The 15,006-nt window shown below is 66.0% G+C and carries 17 protein-coding genes and 1 tRNA gene; 12 read left to right on the forward strand and 6 right to left on the reverse strand.

Annotated features, from left to right (window positions below; all coding sequences use genetic code 11):
- Nucleotides 1-21: 21 nt before the first annotated feature.
- Entirely contained in the window at nt 22-312 is a 291-nt protein-coding gene (locus tag ACFOOR_RS12555) for an aspartate decarboxylase (RefSeq protein WP_343162928.1), read from the forward strand.
- On the opposite strand, the gene ACFOOR_RS12560 is transcribed toward ACFOOR_RS12555, so the two are convergent.
- The 3 genes from ACFOOR_RS12560 to ACFOOR_RS12570 all read right to left on the reverse strand — a co-directional run bounded on the left by ACFOOR_RS12560 (nt 309) and on the right by ACFOOR_RS12570 (nt 2,945).
- On the reverse strand, nt 309-1,268 hold the full coding sequence (locus ACFOOR_RS12560; RefSeq protein WP_343162929.1) for a DUF4349 domain-containing protein: 960 nt from the start codon (nt 1,266-1,268) through the stop codon (nt 309-311). The two genes, ACFOOR_RS12555 and ACFOOR_RS12560, sit on opposite strands and share 4 nt — an antisense overlap.
- 70 nt (nt 1,269-1,338) lie before the next feature.
- Nucleotides 1,339-2,250, reverse strand: coding sequence for a M23 family metallopeptidase (locus ACFOOR_RS12565; RefSeq protein ID WP_343162930.1), 912 nt, complete (start codon nt 2,248-2,250; stop codon nt 1,339-1,341).
- Complete coding sequence (locus ACFOOR_RS12570) at nt 2,250-2,945, reverse strand: hypothetical protein (RefSeq protein ID WP_343162931.1); 696 nt, start codon at nt 2,943-2,945, stop codon at nt 2,250-2,252. The genes ACFOOR_RS12565 and ACFOOR_RS12570 overlap by 1 nt, the downstream gene beginning before the upstream one ends.
- A 181-nt stretch (nt 2,946-3,126) precedes the next feature.
- Between ACFOOR_RS12570 and panD the strand changes: the two genes are divergently transcribed.
- Complete coding sequence (panD, locus tag ACFOOR_RS12575) at nt 3,127-3,492, forward strand: aspartate 1-decarboxylase (RefSeq protein ID WP_343162932.1); 366 nt, start codon at nt 3,127-3,129, stop codon at nt 3,490-3,492.
- A gap of 70 nt (nt 3,493-3,562) precedes the next feature.
- Nucleotides 3,563-4,018 carry a hypothetical protein gene (locus tag ACFOOR_RS12580; protein WP_343162933.1) on the forward strand — a complete coding sequence of 152 codons (456 nt, stop codon included), beginning with the start codon at nt 3,563-3,565 and terminating at the stop codon, nt 4,016-4,018.
- A 35-nt stretch (nt 4,019-4,053) separates the two neighbouring features.
- Here the strand turns inward: ACFOOR_RS12580 and ACFOOR_RS12585 are convergent, their stop codons facing one another.
- The gene (locus tag ACFOOR_RS12585; protein WP_343162934.1) at nt 4,054-4,791 is read right to left on the reverse strand and encodes an SIMPL domain-containing protein; all 738 of its coding nucleotides are present in this window, start codon (nt 4,789-4,791) and stop codon (nt 4,054-4,056) included.
- A 183-nt stretch (nt 4,792-4,974) separates the two neighbouring features.
- Between ACFOOR_RS12585 and ACFOOR_RS12590 the strand changes: the two genes are divergently transcribed.
- The 3 genes from ACFOOR_RS12590 to ACFOOR_RS12600 all read left to right on the forward strand — a co-directional run bounded on the left by ACFOOR_RS12590 (nt 4,975) and on the right by ACFOOR_RS12600 (nt 7,228).
- Nucleotides 4,975-5,051: transfer RNA gene (locus ACFOOR_RS12590), tRNA-Ile, on the forward strand.
- Nucleotides 5,052-5,120: 69 nt separating this feature from the next.
- The gene (locus tag ACFOOR_RS12595; RefSeq protein WP_343162935.1) at nt 5,121-6,491 is read left to right on the forward strand and encodes a M28 family metallopeptidase; all 1,371 of its coding nucleotides are present in this window, start codon (nt 5,121-5,123) and stop codon (nt 6,489-6,491) included.
- A gap of 2 nt (nt 6,492-6,493) precedes the next feature.
- Nucleotides 6,494-7,228 carry a class I SAM-dependent methyltransferase gene (locus ACFOOR_RS12600; protein ID WP_343162936.1) on the forward strand — a complete coding sequence of 245 codons (735 nt, stop codon included), beginning with the start codon at nt 6,494-6,496 and terminating at the stop codon, nt 7,226-7,228.
- On the opposite strand, the gene ACFOOR_RS12605 is transcribed toward ACFOOR_RS12600, so the two are convergent.
- Both ACFOOR_RS12605 and ACFOOR_RS12610 read right to left on the reverse strand, forming a co-directional pair.
- Nucleotides 7,225-8,184: a calcium/sodium antiporter gene (locus ACFOOR_RS12605; RefSeq protein ID WP_343162938.1), complete on the reverse strand. Its 960-nt coding sequence runs from the start codon at nt 8,182-8,184 to the stop codon at nt 7,225-7,227. The two genes, ACFOOR_RS12600 and ACFOOR_RS12605, sit on opposite strands and share 4 nt — an antisense overlap.
- Nucleotides 8,181-9,242, reverse strand: coding sequence for an AI-2E family transporter (locus ACFOOR_RS12610; protein WP_343162939.1), 1,062 nt, complete (start codon nt 9,240-9,242; stop codon nt 8,181-8,183). The genes ACFOOR_RS12605 and ACFOOR_RS12610 overlap by 4 nt, the downstream gene beginning before the upstream one ends.
- 89 nt (nt 9,243-9,331) lie before the next feature.
- Between ACFOOR_RS12610 and ACFOOR_RS12615 the strand changes: the two genes are divergently transcribed.
- From ACFOOR_RS12615 to ACFOOR_RS12640, 6 genes are all read left to right on the forward strand, one after another.
- Nucleotides 9,332-9,808 (forward strand): GAF domain-containing protein, encoded by a 477-nt coding sequence (locus ACFOOR_RS12615; protein ID WP_343163367.1) that lies wholly within the window; start codon nt 9,332-9,334, stop codon nt 9,806-9,808.
- Between the two features lie 5 nt (nt 9,809-9,813).
- On the forward strand, nt 9,814-10,521 hold the full coding sequence (locus ACFOOR_RS12620; RefSeq protein ID WP_343162940.1) for a M48 family metallopeptidase: 708 nt from the start codon (nt 9,814-9,816) through the stop codon (nt 10,519-10,521).
- A gap of 394 nt (nt 10,522-10,915) precedes the next feature.
- Nucleotides 10,916-11,581, forward strand: coding sequence for a hypothetical protein (locus ACFOOR_RS12625; protein WP_343162941.1), 666 nt, complete (start codon nt 10,916-10,918; stop codon nt 11,579-11,581).
- A 264-nt stretch (nt 11,582-11,845) separates the two neighbouring features.
- Nucleotides 11,846-13,006 carry an efflux RND transporter periplasmic adaptor subunit gene (locus tag ACFOOR_RS12630; protein ID WP_343162942.1) on the forward strand — a complete coding sequence of 387 codons (1,161 nt, stop codon included), beginning with the start codon at nt 11,846-11,848 and terminating at the stop codon, nt 13,004-13,006.
- Nucleotides 13,007-13,017: 11 nt separating this feature from the next.
- Complete coding sequence (locus tag ACFOOR_RS12635) at nt 13,018-13,776, forward strand: ABC transporter ATP-binding protein (RefSeq protein ID WP_343162943.1); 759 nt, start codon at nt 13,018-13,020, stop codon at nt 13,774-13,776.
- Nucleotides 13,773-15,005 carry an ABC transporter permease gene (locus ACFOOR_RS12640; protein ID WP_343162944.1) on the forward strand — a complete coding sequence of 411 codons (1,233 nt, stop codon included), beginning with the start codon at nt 13,773-13,775 and terminating at the stop codon, nt 15,003-15,005. Before ACFOOR_RS12635 ends, ACFOOR_RS12640 begins: the two co-directional genes overlap by 4 nt.
- Nucleotide 15,006 lies beyond the last annotated feature (1 nt).

Genomic DNA, 15,006 nt, shown 5'->3' on the forward strand with positions numbered 1-15,006 from the left:
CGCCTTCCCAGAGAGGACGCCATGGCTGCACCCGTCGGCTCGAAAGCCAACCCGTCGAAATATGATTGCTATCCCGACCTCGCCGATGACGAACCCTATTTCGTGATCCGGGCGGGCGATCCGCTCGCCAGTGCGCTGGTCGAACTGCACGCCTATATCGGCGCCGGCCAGGCCGGCGCGGCGCACAACAAGCTGGCGGAGATCATGGATCTGACGCGTGGCAAGCCGCCGCGCCCGTCTGACAGTCCGAAATACCGGGAGACCTTCGCGATCTCTTCGGCGATGGAGCACTGGCGCGACGCCCGGCGCTAGGTCTTCGCTTTCTCGGCGGCCTTGCGGCGGTTGACGCTGCGGCGCCAGCGCGAAAGCAGCCAGACGGCAGGAATGATAAGGATCATCCAGGGCAGGACACCGGCGATCAGGCGGATCATCACGGCGAGACCGCCGAGCACGATGCCGGCGAAATCGCGGACCGCCTCGCCGACGGGATTGACGGTCGACCGGCTGATCGGCCGGATTTCCGACTGATAGGTCAGGTCCGCGATCGACATCGACACCCGCGCCCGCATCGCGCGCAGCTGCGCGGCCGCGCTTTCGATATCGCCATTGACCCGCGCCAGTTCGCGTTCGACCCGGATCAGCTCCTCGATATTCGCACCCTGACGGTCGAGCAGGCCGGTCAGTCGCTCGCGCAGCTGGATCTGGGCATCGAGCCGCGCCTGGGTGTCGAGGATGGGGCGGGTCAGGTCCTCCGCGCTCTGGCTCGAGGACGTGACTTCACCGCCGGCATTTTCCGCGTCGGCTTCCAGCCCGTCCCGGAAGGTGGTGAGCCAGCCCGGTTCCGCGCGGATCACGAGACGGGCATTGACCCGGTCGGACCCGGCCTCGGTGACGTTCGCGTTCACGATCTGGCAGACCGACGGCCCGGCCGCCTCGCAGGTCTGCTGGTGTTGCTGCACCAGCGGTCGCACCGCCTCGGCGGGCGCGCGCAGCCCGTAGGCATAGCGATAGGCGAGGAAGGTTTCGGTTTCGGGTGCTGACGGTTCACCGTTGCCGGGCTCGCTGAGTCCCGCTTCAGTCCGGGCCTCCGCGTCGATCACACCCATCGGTTCGTTTGCTGCGAAACTCGCTCGATCGACCCGGGACCCGGTAACGACGATCCCGTCGTCTTCGGAGAAGTATCCGGCATCGCGTCCGTCGTATTCCAACCCGTCCTCACAGGCCGAAAGCGCCAGTACGGCCACCGCCGCCAGCATCCATGTGCGCATCAAACTCTCCCTGTCCCGATCCCTGCCTCCTGACGCTGGCCGCAAAACCCGGCAAGACTGCGGCAGGACGTCAGGCGCCTTCTTCGCCATCCTCGCCCGAGGCGAGCCGGGCATAGGCATCGACCAGGGTGGCATAGGGCGGCACCGGCACCGTGACCAGCCCGGCCTCGCCGGCGAGGAAGGCCGCGCGGATCTCGAAATGCAGATGGATGGTGGCCGGCGTTCCGCCATAGGCGTTGGAGATGCGCCCGAGTCGCTGGCCCCGAGACACCGTATCGCCGGTCTCTACCGTCATCGAGGCCGGGTCGAGATGGAGATAGGTGAAGCGCAGCCCGCCCTCGCTCATCAGCCGCACGGAATACGCGCCAATCGACGTGACGACACCGTCCGCCGCCGCGACCGCCCAATAGGTGTTGCCCTGGCAGGTGGGCGGGCGAAGGTCCTGGCCCATATGGCTGCCACCCGCGGGACAGATCGGCGCACCGGGCCCGCCGTCCTCGCAGAAGGTGTCGCGCCAAGGATAGGTGTAATTCTCCGGCGCGCACTGGTTGCCGCCGGGTCCGTAGAAACCTCCAGCGCTCCAGGCCTGCGAATTCGCGAAGGCCTGCGCCGTTTCCACCGGGAAGCGCATTCCGGGCGCGAAATTCGCCGTGTTCCAGATACCCGCGCCGGAGCCGTCGGCCAGCGTGCCGGGCCCGCTGAAGTCCGTATCGGATCCCGACGCATCCATGACATCCGGGACAAGGAAATAGTGGGACGTGGGGACCGGCACGTTTTCGGGCAGGCGATCGGACGGCTCAACCGGAGCCGCCTGCTCGGCCATCGTCGTCTGGGCCGGTTCGACCGGCACAGACGTCTCGGGCACTTCCGCGATCTCGAGCACGGGCGGCCAGGGCCCGTCCGGATCCGGCCACCAGATCATCGCGGCGACCCCGGCCGCGGCAATGACGGCCGCACTGGACAGTTCGGCAATCCGGCTCATCAGTTTCCGCCCGGTTGACCGCCTGCGATCAGCAGGCCGCGCGCGACATTGCGCGCATAGTCCGGATCGGCGCAGCGCGCCGCGCCGGGATCACCGCATTCCACCGTCACCGAATAGGCGGCGCCATAGCGGTTGAACGCCACATCCCAGCTGCCTTCCCCCGGCGTGATGATGAAGCCGTCCGCGTCCCGCGCCTCGGCCAGCCGCCGCTCGCTTGCCGGGTCGGGCGCTTCGGTCAGACGCTGGCGTGTGCCGAACACCTCGATCACGACGCCGTCGCCCTCGATCGACGCGGTGTAAAAGCCCTGACGGCCGAACAGGCGCGCCGTCGCGCCGTCGAAATCGACCGCGGTGCGATCGGGCAGCAGGATTGGCAAGCTTACGGCATCAAGGTCGTCGCGGGTGGCATTGACCGGGCGGATCGGCACCGGGCGGGCGACCGGCTCCATAGGGTCGCCGGTCTGTTCGGCGAGATCGGAGCGCGCCGCGTCCCAGTCGATCGGCATCTGCTGGGAAGAGACTTCCAGCATGGCGCCTTCACCGGTGCGCATCGCGGCATCCGAAAGCAGCGCGGAGCGAAAGCCCGGATCGATCGCTGTCGTCGAGGGTTGGAAGACCGGCGGCGGCGTCACGGCGGCTGCAGCGCCCGAAAGCGTGCCCGCACACACCAGTCCGGAAACGATTTTCCAACGCATACTGCCCCTCCGTGCGACCATCATGCCCGATATTGCGGCCGGATGTGAGTCCCTTCCGGCTGGTGTTCGAGCGCGGATTTCACCTGCGACGGCGCTCTGGTCCCGCGCTGGCTCGACCCCTATATCTGCGGCGCGCTATCCAGTATATCGCAGTGCAGCAAAGACGCGCCGGAGCTCGCCAATGCGCCTGACCATGATGAAAGCCAAGCTGCACCGCGCCGCGGTGACCCAGGCAGACCTTCACTATGAAGGGTCGATCTCGATCGACCGCGACCTGCTCGACGCCGTCGGGATACTGCCGCACGAACAGGTCGATGTTCTGAACATCAACACCGGCGCGCGCTTCACCACCTATGCGATCGAGGCGCCCCGAGGCTCGCGTACCTTCGGCATCAATGGGGCTGCGGCGCGACTGGCGCAGGTCGGCGACCGGATCATCGTGGTCGCCTATGCGGGGATGGATGCCGCCGAGGCCGAGCGCTGGGTGCCGGACGTGCTGGTACTCGACGAGCACAATCGCCCCGTCACCGTGGCCGACGCCGCCTGACGCTGCGAAACATTAGCGAAGACTTGACCTTGTCCTGACAGACCTATGTCCTGTGGAAGGGGAGAGGTCTTTGCCGAACACGTCTTTCTCAGTTGAGCGCTTCGTGTTCGTGCCACCCGGCGTATTCATCGCCCGGTTGCACGGATCCAATCGATTCGATGTCAGCCTCGCCAATGCGCAGAAGCTGTGCGAGCGATTTCTGGCCGGTGGTTTGAACGCGCTGATCATCGACTATCTCGACTGCACGCTCGGTCATCAGCCGCACGAATACCGCCGGATCGCGGAAGTCTTCGCGCGCGGCATGCCGGCCGGTCTGCCCTTTGCCTATGTCTACCGGCCCGAACAGGCTGCGCACATCATGGTCATGACCCGCACTCTGGCGGCCGCCGGGCTCAAGGCCCGCGGCTTCAACGACGCGCTGGAGGCCGAAGAATGGGTATTCGCCCAGCTGGGTGCCGACCGGACGAAGGCCGGCGCGCCGCGCGCGCTCGATTCGGCACCCGCGGACGAGCCGCCGGACGCCTAGGCGCCCGGCGCATCGTCACGATGCAGCTATGGATCTCACTCGTCGATCGCGTAGACCGCCGTCACCGTGACCGAGACCTCGATCTGGCCTCCGGAAATCGGGGTCGATGAATCCATCGCCTCGGCGCGTGCGAACATCATCGGCTGCGGCGGCGAGTAATTGCTGCCTTCGGAGAAGTCGACCAGGCGGCCGATACTCACATCGAGCGCCCCGGAATAGAGCGTCCGCAATTCCCCGAGTTCGCGCACCGCGCGGCGGCGGGCCTCGTCCATCGCCGCGTCGCGGTCCTCAAGGCCGAAATTCACCCCCTGCAACTGGTTGGCGCCGGACGCCACCAGCGCATCGACGGTCCGGCCCAGATTGTCCAGATCGCTGACGCGGGCCGTCACCGTGTTGGTCGCTTCATAGCCGGTGATGCGGCGTTCACTCTCCCGGCCGGTCGAGGAATAGCCGCCGGACCAGACCGGGTTGATCTGCAGGTTCGAGGTCTGGATGTCCTCCTCGGCGATGCCGGCCCGGCGCAGCGCGGCGAACACCTGGTTCATCGCGCGGCTGTTGGCCGCCAGAGCCTCCGCCGCGGTGTCCGCCTCCGTCACGACGCCGGCCGAAACCGTCGCCATGTCCGGGGCCATGCGCACGCTGCCGGTCGCATTCAGCGTGACACGGCCTTCGGATGTGGCGTGGTGCATGGTGTGCTGTTCCTGCGCGAAGGCCGGCGCGCCGGCGGCTGCGGGAACGAGCAGGGCGGTGGAAAGAAGTAGCGCTCGAAGCATGAGAGGTCTCCAGATTTTCTGATCGGATGACTTTGCACCTGATCGGGGTGGCGCGGGAAGGGCGGCGGAAAGCCCTTGCCGTGGCAGAACGGTTCATCCGCGTGTCAGGTTGCGTCGGCCGCGCTTCACACCGCTCTTGGCGAGCCGGGGTGTCGCCTGTATCCATCGCATTCCTGAAAGGTGGGGCCTGTAGCTCAATTGGTTAGAGCCGGCGGCTCATAACCGCTTGGTTGCAGGTTCGAGTCCTGCCGGGCCCACCAAACTCATGTTTGACGCCGCCGCCACACGCACTAGCCTCCCCGGCAATCAGATGCCCCGGGGAGACTTCCATGAAGACCATGTTCGCTGCCTCCGCCCTTGCCCTGCTCGCGGGCGCTGCCGCATCCGCGCAGGACGTGCCGCCGTCCGAGTTGCCGATGATCCGCGACATCGTGGCGGACGTGTCCGCCGACCGGATCGAGGCCGACATTCGCCGGCTCGCCGATTTCGGCACCCGCCACACCCTCTCCGAGACCGAAAGCGACACAAGCGGCATCGGCGCGGCACGCCGCTGGATTTTCGAGGAATTCGAGCGCATTTCCGCCGATTGCGGCGGCTGCCTGGAAGTGATGTACATCTCCGACACGATTTCCGGCCAGACCCGAATTCCGGAGCCGACGGAGGTTGTTTCGGTCGTGGCGATCCAGCGCGGCACGATGGACCCGGACCGCTATGTCGCCATGTCGGGCGATATCGACAGCCGCGTCACCGATCCCCTCGACGGCACGTCCGACAGCCCCGGCGCCAACGACAACGCCTCCGGCATGGCCGGCGTGATCGAGGCCGCGCGCGTGCTGTCGCAATACGATTTCCCCGGCTCGATCATCTATATGGGCCTGGCCGGCGAGGAGCAGGGCCTGTTCGGCGGTCAGATCGTTGCAGCCCACGCGCTGGAGAATGACTGGCGTATCAAGGCCGTGCTCAACAACGACATGATCGGCAATATCGCCGGAATCGACGGCGTCATCGACAACTCCACCGCCCGCGTCTTCTCCGAAGGAACCCGCGCCGTGGAGACGCCGGAGGAGGCGCGTATCCGCCGCTTCACCGGCGGCGAGGTCGACAGCCCGTCACGCAATCTCGCCCGCTATATCGACCGCGTCGCCGATGAATACATTCCCAATCTCGACGTGATGATGGTCTACCGGCTCGACCGGTTTGGCCGCGGCGGGCACCACCGCCCCTTCAACGATGTGGGTATCCCGGGCGTGCGCATCATGGAGACGCACGAACACTATGATCGCCAGCACCAGGACCTCCGCAACGAGGACGGCCGGCACTATGGCGACACGATCGAATATGTCGATTTCGACTATGCCGCGCGCCTGACCTCGCTCAACGCCGCCTCGCTCGCCCTTTTGGCCAGCGCGCCGCCCTTCCCGGCCAATGTCACGCTCGAAGGGGCGGTCAGCCCGGACACGACCCTGTCCTGGTCCGCCCCTGACGCGGCCCAGGCGGGCAATCTGGCCGGCTACCGCGTCTACTGGCGTCTGACCGACGAGAACCAGTGGACCTATTCGCGTTGGGTCGGGAATGTCACCAGCTTCACGCTCGAGAATGTCGTCATCGACAACTATTATTTCGGCGTCGCCTCGGTGGCGGCGAATGGCGCGGAAAGCCCGGTCGTCTTCCCGGGCCCGGCGGGAAGTTTCGGGGACTGACCGTGCCGTCCGAACGCGGCGAGGACATCTACGACCCGGCCTTCGTCAAGGATGTCTTCGACCGCTGTTCAGGTCAGTACATCGCCTTCAGCTATGTCTGCTCGATGGGCTTCACCGAGCGCTGGCGGCGGCAGTGCGTTGCGGCGCTCCGGCCTGAAGGCCGGCCGATGGTGGCGGGCTATGACCTGATGGCGGGGACGGGCGAAGTCTGGCCGCATCTTCTGAAAGCCTTCCCCGCGATCGAGACGATCACCGCCGTCGATATATCCTCCGGCATGCACCAGCGCGCACTGGATCGTCTTCACCGCCACCGCAAGCATCGGATCGACTTTATCGAGGACGATGTGCTGGCGAGTGAACTACCTGATGAGAGCGCGGATTTCGTGGTCGCCACCTTCGGTCTGAAGACCTTCAACGACGCACAGCACAAAGCACTGGCCAGGCTGATTGCGCGCGTCCTGAAGCCGGGCGGAGTCTTCTCCCTGATCGAGGCATCGGACCCCGAGGGCTGGTGGCTGCGCCCGGTCTATAACTTCCACCTCCGCGGCTTCCTGCCCCTCGTCGAGCGAACATTGCTCCGCGGCGCGCAGGATTTTGCGATGATCGGCCGCTACACCGCGAATTTCCGTAACGCGCGCGGGTTTTCCGACCTGCTCAGGGATGAAGGGCTGGACGCAGAATACCGGGACTACTTCTTCGGATGTGCCAGCGGTGTATCGGGATCGAAGCCGCTTTAGACCGCCCCCATCGCCAGCCAGGCCGTATAGGCCGCGTACAGGGCGAGCAGGACGACGCCCTCCATCCGGCCGACGCGGCGGCCCGTGGCGGCAACGAGAACCAGCAGGGCGGCTGCACCGAGCATGATCCACATGTCGCTGGCGATGATGCTCGGCGGCACCTCGATCGGCCGGATGATCGCGGTTGCCCCGAGGATGCCGAGCGCATTGAAGATGTTCGACCCGATGACATTGCCGAGCGCGATATCACCCTGACGCTTCATCGCGGCGGCGACCGAGGCGGCCAGCTCCGGCAATGAGGTGCCAACGGCCACGACGGTGAGGCCGATCACGGCGTCGGAGATGCCGAACCCCTCGGCGATCGAGATCGCGCCGTCGACGAGCAGTTTTGCGCCGATCACCACGCCGGCTATCCCGCCGGCCAGAAGCAGCAGCGCGACAGGCAATCCGCCCTTTGGCGGGGCGACACTCTCCGCTTCGGCCGTGTGCAGAGCTGCCGCGCCATTCCGTGAGCGCCTGTCGAGCCAGTAGCTGAGCCCGATATAGGCGATCAGCCCCGCGAACAGCATCCCGCCGGCCGTGCGCCCGACCGGAGTGAGGAAAAGCGCCACCGCCAGTGCGATCTGCGACAGGGCGAGGAAGCTGCCATCTCGCTTCAGCACGCCAGGCGCGACCGCGATCGGCGCGATCACCGCCGCCGCACCGAGGATCAGCAGGATGTTGGCGATGTTCGACCCGACGACATTGCCGACCGCGATACCCGGCGACCCCGAAAGCGCGGCCTGAACACTGGTGGTCAGTTCGGGCATCGACGTGCCGAAACCCACCAGGACCAGACCGATCAGCAGCGGCGAGACGCCCAGCTTCGAGGCCGTGCCGACCGCGCCGCGTACCAGCACGTCGCCGCCAATGGCGAGCAGCACCAGCCCACCGGCAATCAGGAGAAATTCGCTCACGCTGTTTGGTCCGCTTCCGCTTCTTTGCCCCGGTAGAGGCTGGATTGCTTGTAGTAACGAAGACCGTGCTTCGCGAAGACGCTGATTGCGGCCGTCGCCGGCAGCGCCAAGAGCGCGCCGAGGAATCCGAACAGCGAACCGCCGATCAACAGGCCGGCCATGATCCACAAGGGGTGAAGTTTCAACTGGTCGCCGACGAGGCGCGGGGCGAGGAAGACCGTCTCGATCACCTGCGAACTGCCGAAAATCGCCACCACGCCAATGATCGGCCAGATCGAGTCGAACTGGTTGATCGCAACGAGCAGGGCCAGCACGAAGAAGATCAGATTCCCGACCACCGGAATGATCGAGGACAGCCCGGTCAGCACGCCGATCGCGATCGAATAGTTGAGGCCCAGCAGGAACAGGCCGGCGGCGTGGTAGATCATTTGCGACAGGATGACGAGGCTTTGTCCGCGCACCCACCGCGCCAGCTGAAGGTTCGTATCCTTGGCAATGTGCCGGACTTCCCGCGCATAGGGACGCGGCGGCAGGGCGGAGAGGGTCTTCGTGACTTCCGGCCAGTCCTTCAGGAAGAAGAACAGGGCGACCGGCGTCAGCAGCACGAGAAGCGCACCCGACAACACGCTGCCGATCGAACCCGCGGCCTGTACGCCGAGCGAGCGAAGCGGTCCGCCTTCGGCGGCAAGCGACTGCGCCGAAAATTCGGGCAAAGCGAAACCCGTCCCTTCAAGCATCCGGCCGGCGATGGCCGCGACATTGTCGATCAGGACCGGCAGGCGATTGAACAACTCGCCGCCTTCGATGATCAGGATCGGCGTGATCGCGACGAGCGGTGCAAAGATCACGATCAGCGCCAGCAAGGTCGAGAGCAGGGCCGCCGTCCATCGCGGCACGCCGCGATTGCACATCCATTTCGTCGTGGGCTCCAGGATCACGGCCAGCAGGCCCGCGATCAGGAAGGGCAGCACGACAGCGCCGGCGGCGTTGAGCAGCCAGACCAGGAAAACCACGCCGAGAACGGCAAGGAAGAAGCGGAGATCGAGGGTGAGGCGCATCGATTTTCGCCTGGGAAAGGTGAATGGGGACCATTGCATTTCTCCATGAATACGCCAAATGGGACGCCGCAGTTCCGGAGTCCCTCTTGATGAATCCGCAGGAAAAGGCATCGCGCTACGACGAGGTCCGCAAGGAGATCGCTTCGGTGATTGCCGGGGAGAGCAGCCGCACGGCGCGCCTCGCCACGGCGGCCTGCCTTCTGGCCCAGGCCTTCGGTCCGCGCTTCTTCTGGACCGGTTTCTACGAGGTCGATCCGGGCAAGCCTGACGAGCTTGTCGTCGGTCCCTATCAGGGCACGCTGGGCTGTCTCCGCATCCCGTTCGGCAAGGGGGTTTGCGGCGCGGCGGCGGCGTCCCGGCAGACCCAACTCGTCGAGGATGTGCACGCCTTCCCCGGGCATATCGCCTGCGACAGCCGCTCGAATTCGGAGATCGTCGTGCCGGTTTTTGGCGCCGATGGACAGCTGGCGGCTGTGCTCGACGTCGACTCGACCGAATATGCCGCCTTCGACGAGACGGACCGGGCCGGACTGGAAGCGATTTGCGCCGAACTTCTGAAGAACTGAAGACATTGACTATCGCCGGCCGGCCGGTGGAATACCGGCTGGTTCGATCGCCCCGACGCCGGACACTGGCCCTGTCGATCGACGAGACCGGACTGCGCGTGCTGGCCCCGGTTTCGGCCCGGGCCGGCTGGATCGAGCGCATGCTCGACGACAAGTCGGACTGGATCGCGGTGAAGCTCGCCAAATGGTCTGCGCGTCCCGCCCCGCATTTCGATTTCCATACCGGTGGAACGCTCCCCTTCCTCGGGCAGGACCTCGATGTGACGGTCGCGCCGCTTCAGCGCGGCGTGCGGACCCGCGTGACACTGGAGGATCGCCAGTTGCTTGTCGGGATCGATCCCGAGGCGCAGGGGCTGATCCGCGAGAACGCCGTCCGCAGCGGGCTGAAGCGCTTCTACAGGTCCGAGGCCGAGCGAGTCTTCGCGCCTCTGGTTCAACGCCACGCGGACGCGCTCGGTCGCCCGGTGCCGAAAATCGTCGTGCGCGACCAGAAACGCCGCTGGGGCAGCTGCGATACGAAAGGTGTGATCCGCCTCAGTTGGCGTCTCGCGGCGGCCTCACCCGACCTCATCGACTATGTCTGTGCGCATGAAGTCGCGCACCTGATCGAGATGAACCACTCGCCGGCCTTCTGGGCCGTGGTCGAGCGATTGATGCCGGACTGGAAGATCAGGCGGAAACGGATGAAGTCCGTCCGGCCCCTGCCGCTTTAGCGATAAGGTTGCGTCGAGTGTGGGTGCAACGAAAAATATGGACTCCCGTAGTATGCGACTAAAGGTTGTATCTCGCGAAACAGGATTTCGCCAACTGGGAGGACGCATCATGAAACGAATGCTGATGGCCGCCTTGTTGGTCGGCTTTATCGCGATCACGGGGCCGGCCGCCTGGGCCAATTGTCCGCAGTGTGTGGCACAATGTACGGGCAATTGTGACTGGGCAGATCCTTACTCGATGGATCACTTCCGGTGCTATCACACGTGCATGCCAGCCTGCAGTGCTCACTACTGCCCCATGTCCGGGCTTTGATGGGCCGCGGCCGGGACGGTCTATCCTTCCCGGCCGCTTCGCCTCTATGGTTTCAACCTTGGCGCGACCCGGGAGGTTGTGATGCTTCGACATTCACTCATGGCGATTGCTGTTTCGATGGCGGGAGCCTCGGTGGCGGCCGCCGATTGCCCGCTCCAGGCGGAGACCCCGGCGGCAGGCACACATTTCGTCTATGCGATCGAACAAAGCCCGGGAAACGAGATCGACCCGGCCTTTTCCCAGACCGTCTCATCCAGCCGGAACGGCGTCACGACGGTCCGCCACTGGATGGAGATCGACGAGGACGGACGCCCGGTCTACGACGATCCCGCATTGGTCATCTCCACCGTGGGCGGCATCATACCGCTGTCCGAGGAAACGCTGACCCGGCAACGCCGCTTTCACTATGACCGGGATCCGTTCGACGCGTTGCATTCTCTGCAACCCGGAGAGACGCTCACACTCGAGGTGACGCAGACCCTGCCATCGTCTTCGAACGGCCAGACACTCCGCGACGTCGGCGCGTTCGAGATCACCTTCATCGGTTGCGATACCAGCGTGCAGGGGCCCGGCGGAGCGACAGCGGCACTGTTCGAGACCCGTTACGACCGGCTCGATGGAAATGGCGGCCGCCATTCCACGGTCAACCGGGTCTGGATCGACCCCGATCTGGTCTGGCTCATTCGGACCCAGAGCGAAGGCAATAGCGGGTTCACACGGCTCAGCCGGATGGAACTGGCCGGATGACGCTTAACCGAAAAATCGTACTGTTACGCGAGTTCTGTTTGACGACCCATCAGAGGTAGTATTAGGTTACATAGTATCGCTGGCGGCGCAGTAGAGGCAGGTCCAAGACTGTCCGGCCCGCTGCCGGGGGAGGGAATTGTGAGCGCCACGACGGGACATGGCACCCGACGACTGGTATTTGTCTCTACCCAGTTGCTTGCTTCACTATCTTTGCTCTCTGCCTGTTCGGCGCCCGAGACGGACGCGCGTTTCGAGACGGCGGTCGTGGACCGCGGGAACATCTCCGACATCGTGCCGGCGATCGGGACGATCCGGCCGGCGGCCTCGGTCGAGGTCGGCGCGGAAATCTCCGGACGCGTCGCCGAGATCCTGGTCGACTTCGATGACCCGGTGCAGGAGGGCCAGCTTCTGGCGCGGCTCGATCCGGGGCCGTGGGAAGCTGCGCTTGAGCGCGAGGAATCCGCCTTGGCGGTGGCGCGCGCCGACCTGACCGCGGCGCGGGCGCGGTCGGCCCGTCTGCGCGCGGAACTGAACCGGACGCTGGAACTGCACGAGCGCGGGGTGGCGACACAGTCCCGGCTCGATGATCTGCAACTGGAACATGACGAGGCCCTGGCCCAGGCCGACCGGGCCGAGGCGCTGGTGGCCTCGGCGCAGGCCCGGGTCCGCGATGCCGAGATCAACCGCGCCCGCACCGAGATCCGCGCGCCGATCGACGGCTTTGTTCTGGAACGCCGGGTCGAGACAGGCCAGTCCGTCAATGCCGCGCTGTCGACGCCGGTCCTGTTCGTGGTTGCGGCCAGTCTGGACGCGGTGGTGATCGAGGCGCGCGTCGCGGAGGCCGATGTCGGCCGGATCGAGGAGGGCATGGAGGTCCGCTTCCGCGTCGACGCCTTCCCGAACGCCTACTTCACCGGCACGAGCGGACCCGTCCGCCGCGCGCCGGAACGCCAGGGCCGCTTCGTCAGCTATCCGGTTCTGATCGAGGCGAGCGACCCCTATCAGCGCCTGCTTCCCGGCATGACGGCTTCGGTCGAGTTCGTGAATGCCGAAGCGCGCGAGGTGACACGCATCCCCGTCCAGGCCCTCTATGCCATGATGTCGGACTGGTCACCAACCTTCACGGATGAGGAGATCGCCGAGATCAACGCGCTTCAGGATGCCTACGGTTACCCGCGCGTTCCCGAGGATCCGCGCGGACGTCGTGCCGCCCTTATCGGCGCGCGGGCCGCCCAGCTTATCATCGCCGGTGAACAGGATGTCTTCGTGCGGACTCCCGACGGGCCGGAACCCTATGAGGTTCGCATTATCCGCGTCGGCGCGGAAGACAACGATTTTGTCGAGATCGTCGAAGGCGATCTCGAACCCGGCGACGAGGTGATCCTGCGCGATCACCTCGACTATGACTGGGGCGCGGTGAACTAGGGAGGTTCGCAATGAATCGGGTAATCCACGCTTCGAATCTCAACCGCACCTTCCGGCACGGCCACGAGCAGACGATCGCGCTATGCGATGTTGCCCTGTCGATTCCCCCCGCAAGCATGACGGTGTTCGTCGGCGCTTCGGGCTCGGGCAAGTCCACCTTGCTGGCGCTGATTGGTCTCCTCGACCGGCCCGACACGACCTCCCATCTCGAAATCGCAGGCCGCTGTGCGCTGACCATGTCCTCCCACGACATGGCGGAAGCCCGGTCAGAGTTGATCGGCTTCCTGTTTCAGGACGCCAAGCTGATCGAGCGTATGAGTGTCGTCGAGAATGTCGCGCTGCCGCTCGCCTATCGCGGGATTGATCGCAAGACGCGCGAAACCCGCGCCCTGAACTGGCTTGAGCGTGTTGGTCTGGCCTCGCGGGCACGCCTTTCGCCTTGCAAGCTGTCGGGCGGGGAACGCCAGCGTGCGGCGCTGGCGCGGGCAATGATCGCGGAGCCGAAAATCCTCATTTGCGACGAACCGACGGCTGCGCTCGACGAGGGCCGGGCGTCCGAACTCAACGCATTGCTGCGCGATGTCGCGTCCGGCGGAACCGCCGTCTTGATCGCCACGCACGACCCGGCGGTGATCGAGCGCGCGGACCGGGCCTATCTGCTCGACCGGGGGCGTCTGGCACAGGTGCACGGGAGTGAAGCCCTGCGCGAACGCGGGCTTCAGAACATGGCGGCGGTCTGGAGCCATCGCCAATCGGCGGGTGGCGTGTGACACGCTCGGGACTATCCGCCGCCTGGGTGCGCCTGAGCGATACGCTTCGCTTCGCAATCTGGGGCTTGCTCAGTCGGCCGGTCAGGTCGGCCACGGTCGTGGGATCGCTCGCGGCCGGCGTCGCGGCGGTCGTCCTCGCGGTCGGGATTATCCGGGGCTATGGCGAGGCGGCCGAACGGGCGGCCTACGGTGTCTATGCGCGTTCGCTGGTGATCCGGGAGAACGTCTATTCTCTGGACCGTTATGGCCCGCCCATCCTGTCCGACATTCCCCGACTGCAGGACGCCGTGGAATACGTTGACACCATCCTCGCCTGGCGCACGGCGCGCGTCTCCGCGCGATCCGACGAACTCAGCGGTGAAGTCGATGTCTTCGGCGTCTACGGCGACCATCGCATCGAGACCGGCATGGACGTCGCTGAAGGCCGCCGCCTGTCCTATGAGGAGGCCGGGAGTGCGAACCGGGTCTGCCTGCTCGGGCAGGAAGCGGCGGAGCGCTTCTTCCCCGGCGGCGCCGTGGGAGAATCCCTGAGCCTCGGGGGCATCAGCTGCGAGGTGATCGGTGTCCTTGAGCCGTCGCAGGCCCGGACCTCCGACCGCTTCGACCGCGCGGTCATCGCGCCGTTCACGGCGGCGGCGCGCTACTTTCAGCCCACCGAATACATGGCCCCGGACGAGGCCAGCTGGATGACGGTCGTGATCGGGCCGGGCGGCGATCTGTATGATGCGCGGGTCTCGGCGGACCGGGCACTGCGCCGCGCGCGCGGCGTGCCGATGAGCCGGCCGACGCCTTACAGCTATGACGACCCGGGGGCGCCGCGCCGCGCCGTCGAACGCGAGCGCGCTCTTCTCGGGGCCTTGCTCTCGGCGATTGCGGCGGTTTCGATGCTCGCCGCCCTGATCGGCTATAGCGGCGTGCTGATGTCCAGCATCAACGAGCGCAGCCGCGAGATTGCGACCCGCATGGCGATCGGCGCGCACACGCGCCAGGTCGTCCGGCAATTCTTCGTCGAAAGCCTCCTGTCCGGCCTCGCCGGTGGCGGGCTCGGCGGCCTCGTCGGGATCGGGCTGTGCGTCACGCTCGCCCGCATCTGGGACTGGGAAGTCGTGATCGACGGCCAGATCTTCCTGATCGCCCTGGCGCTCGGCCTGGGCAGCGGTGCGGTCTGCGGACTGGCCCCGGCCTGGCGGGTGTCGACCGCCATGCCGTGGCACGTCCTGCGTCAGTAGG

The sequence above is a fragment of the Hyphobacterium vulgare genome (genome assembly GCF_042643335.1).
Classification (GTDB): Bacteria; Pseudomonadota; Alphaproteobacteria; order Caulobacterales; family Maricaulaceae; genus Hyphobacterium; species Hyphobacterium vulgare.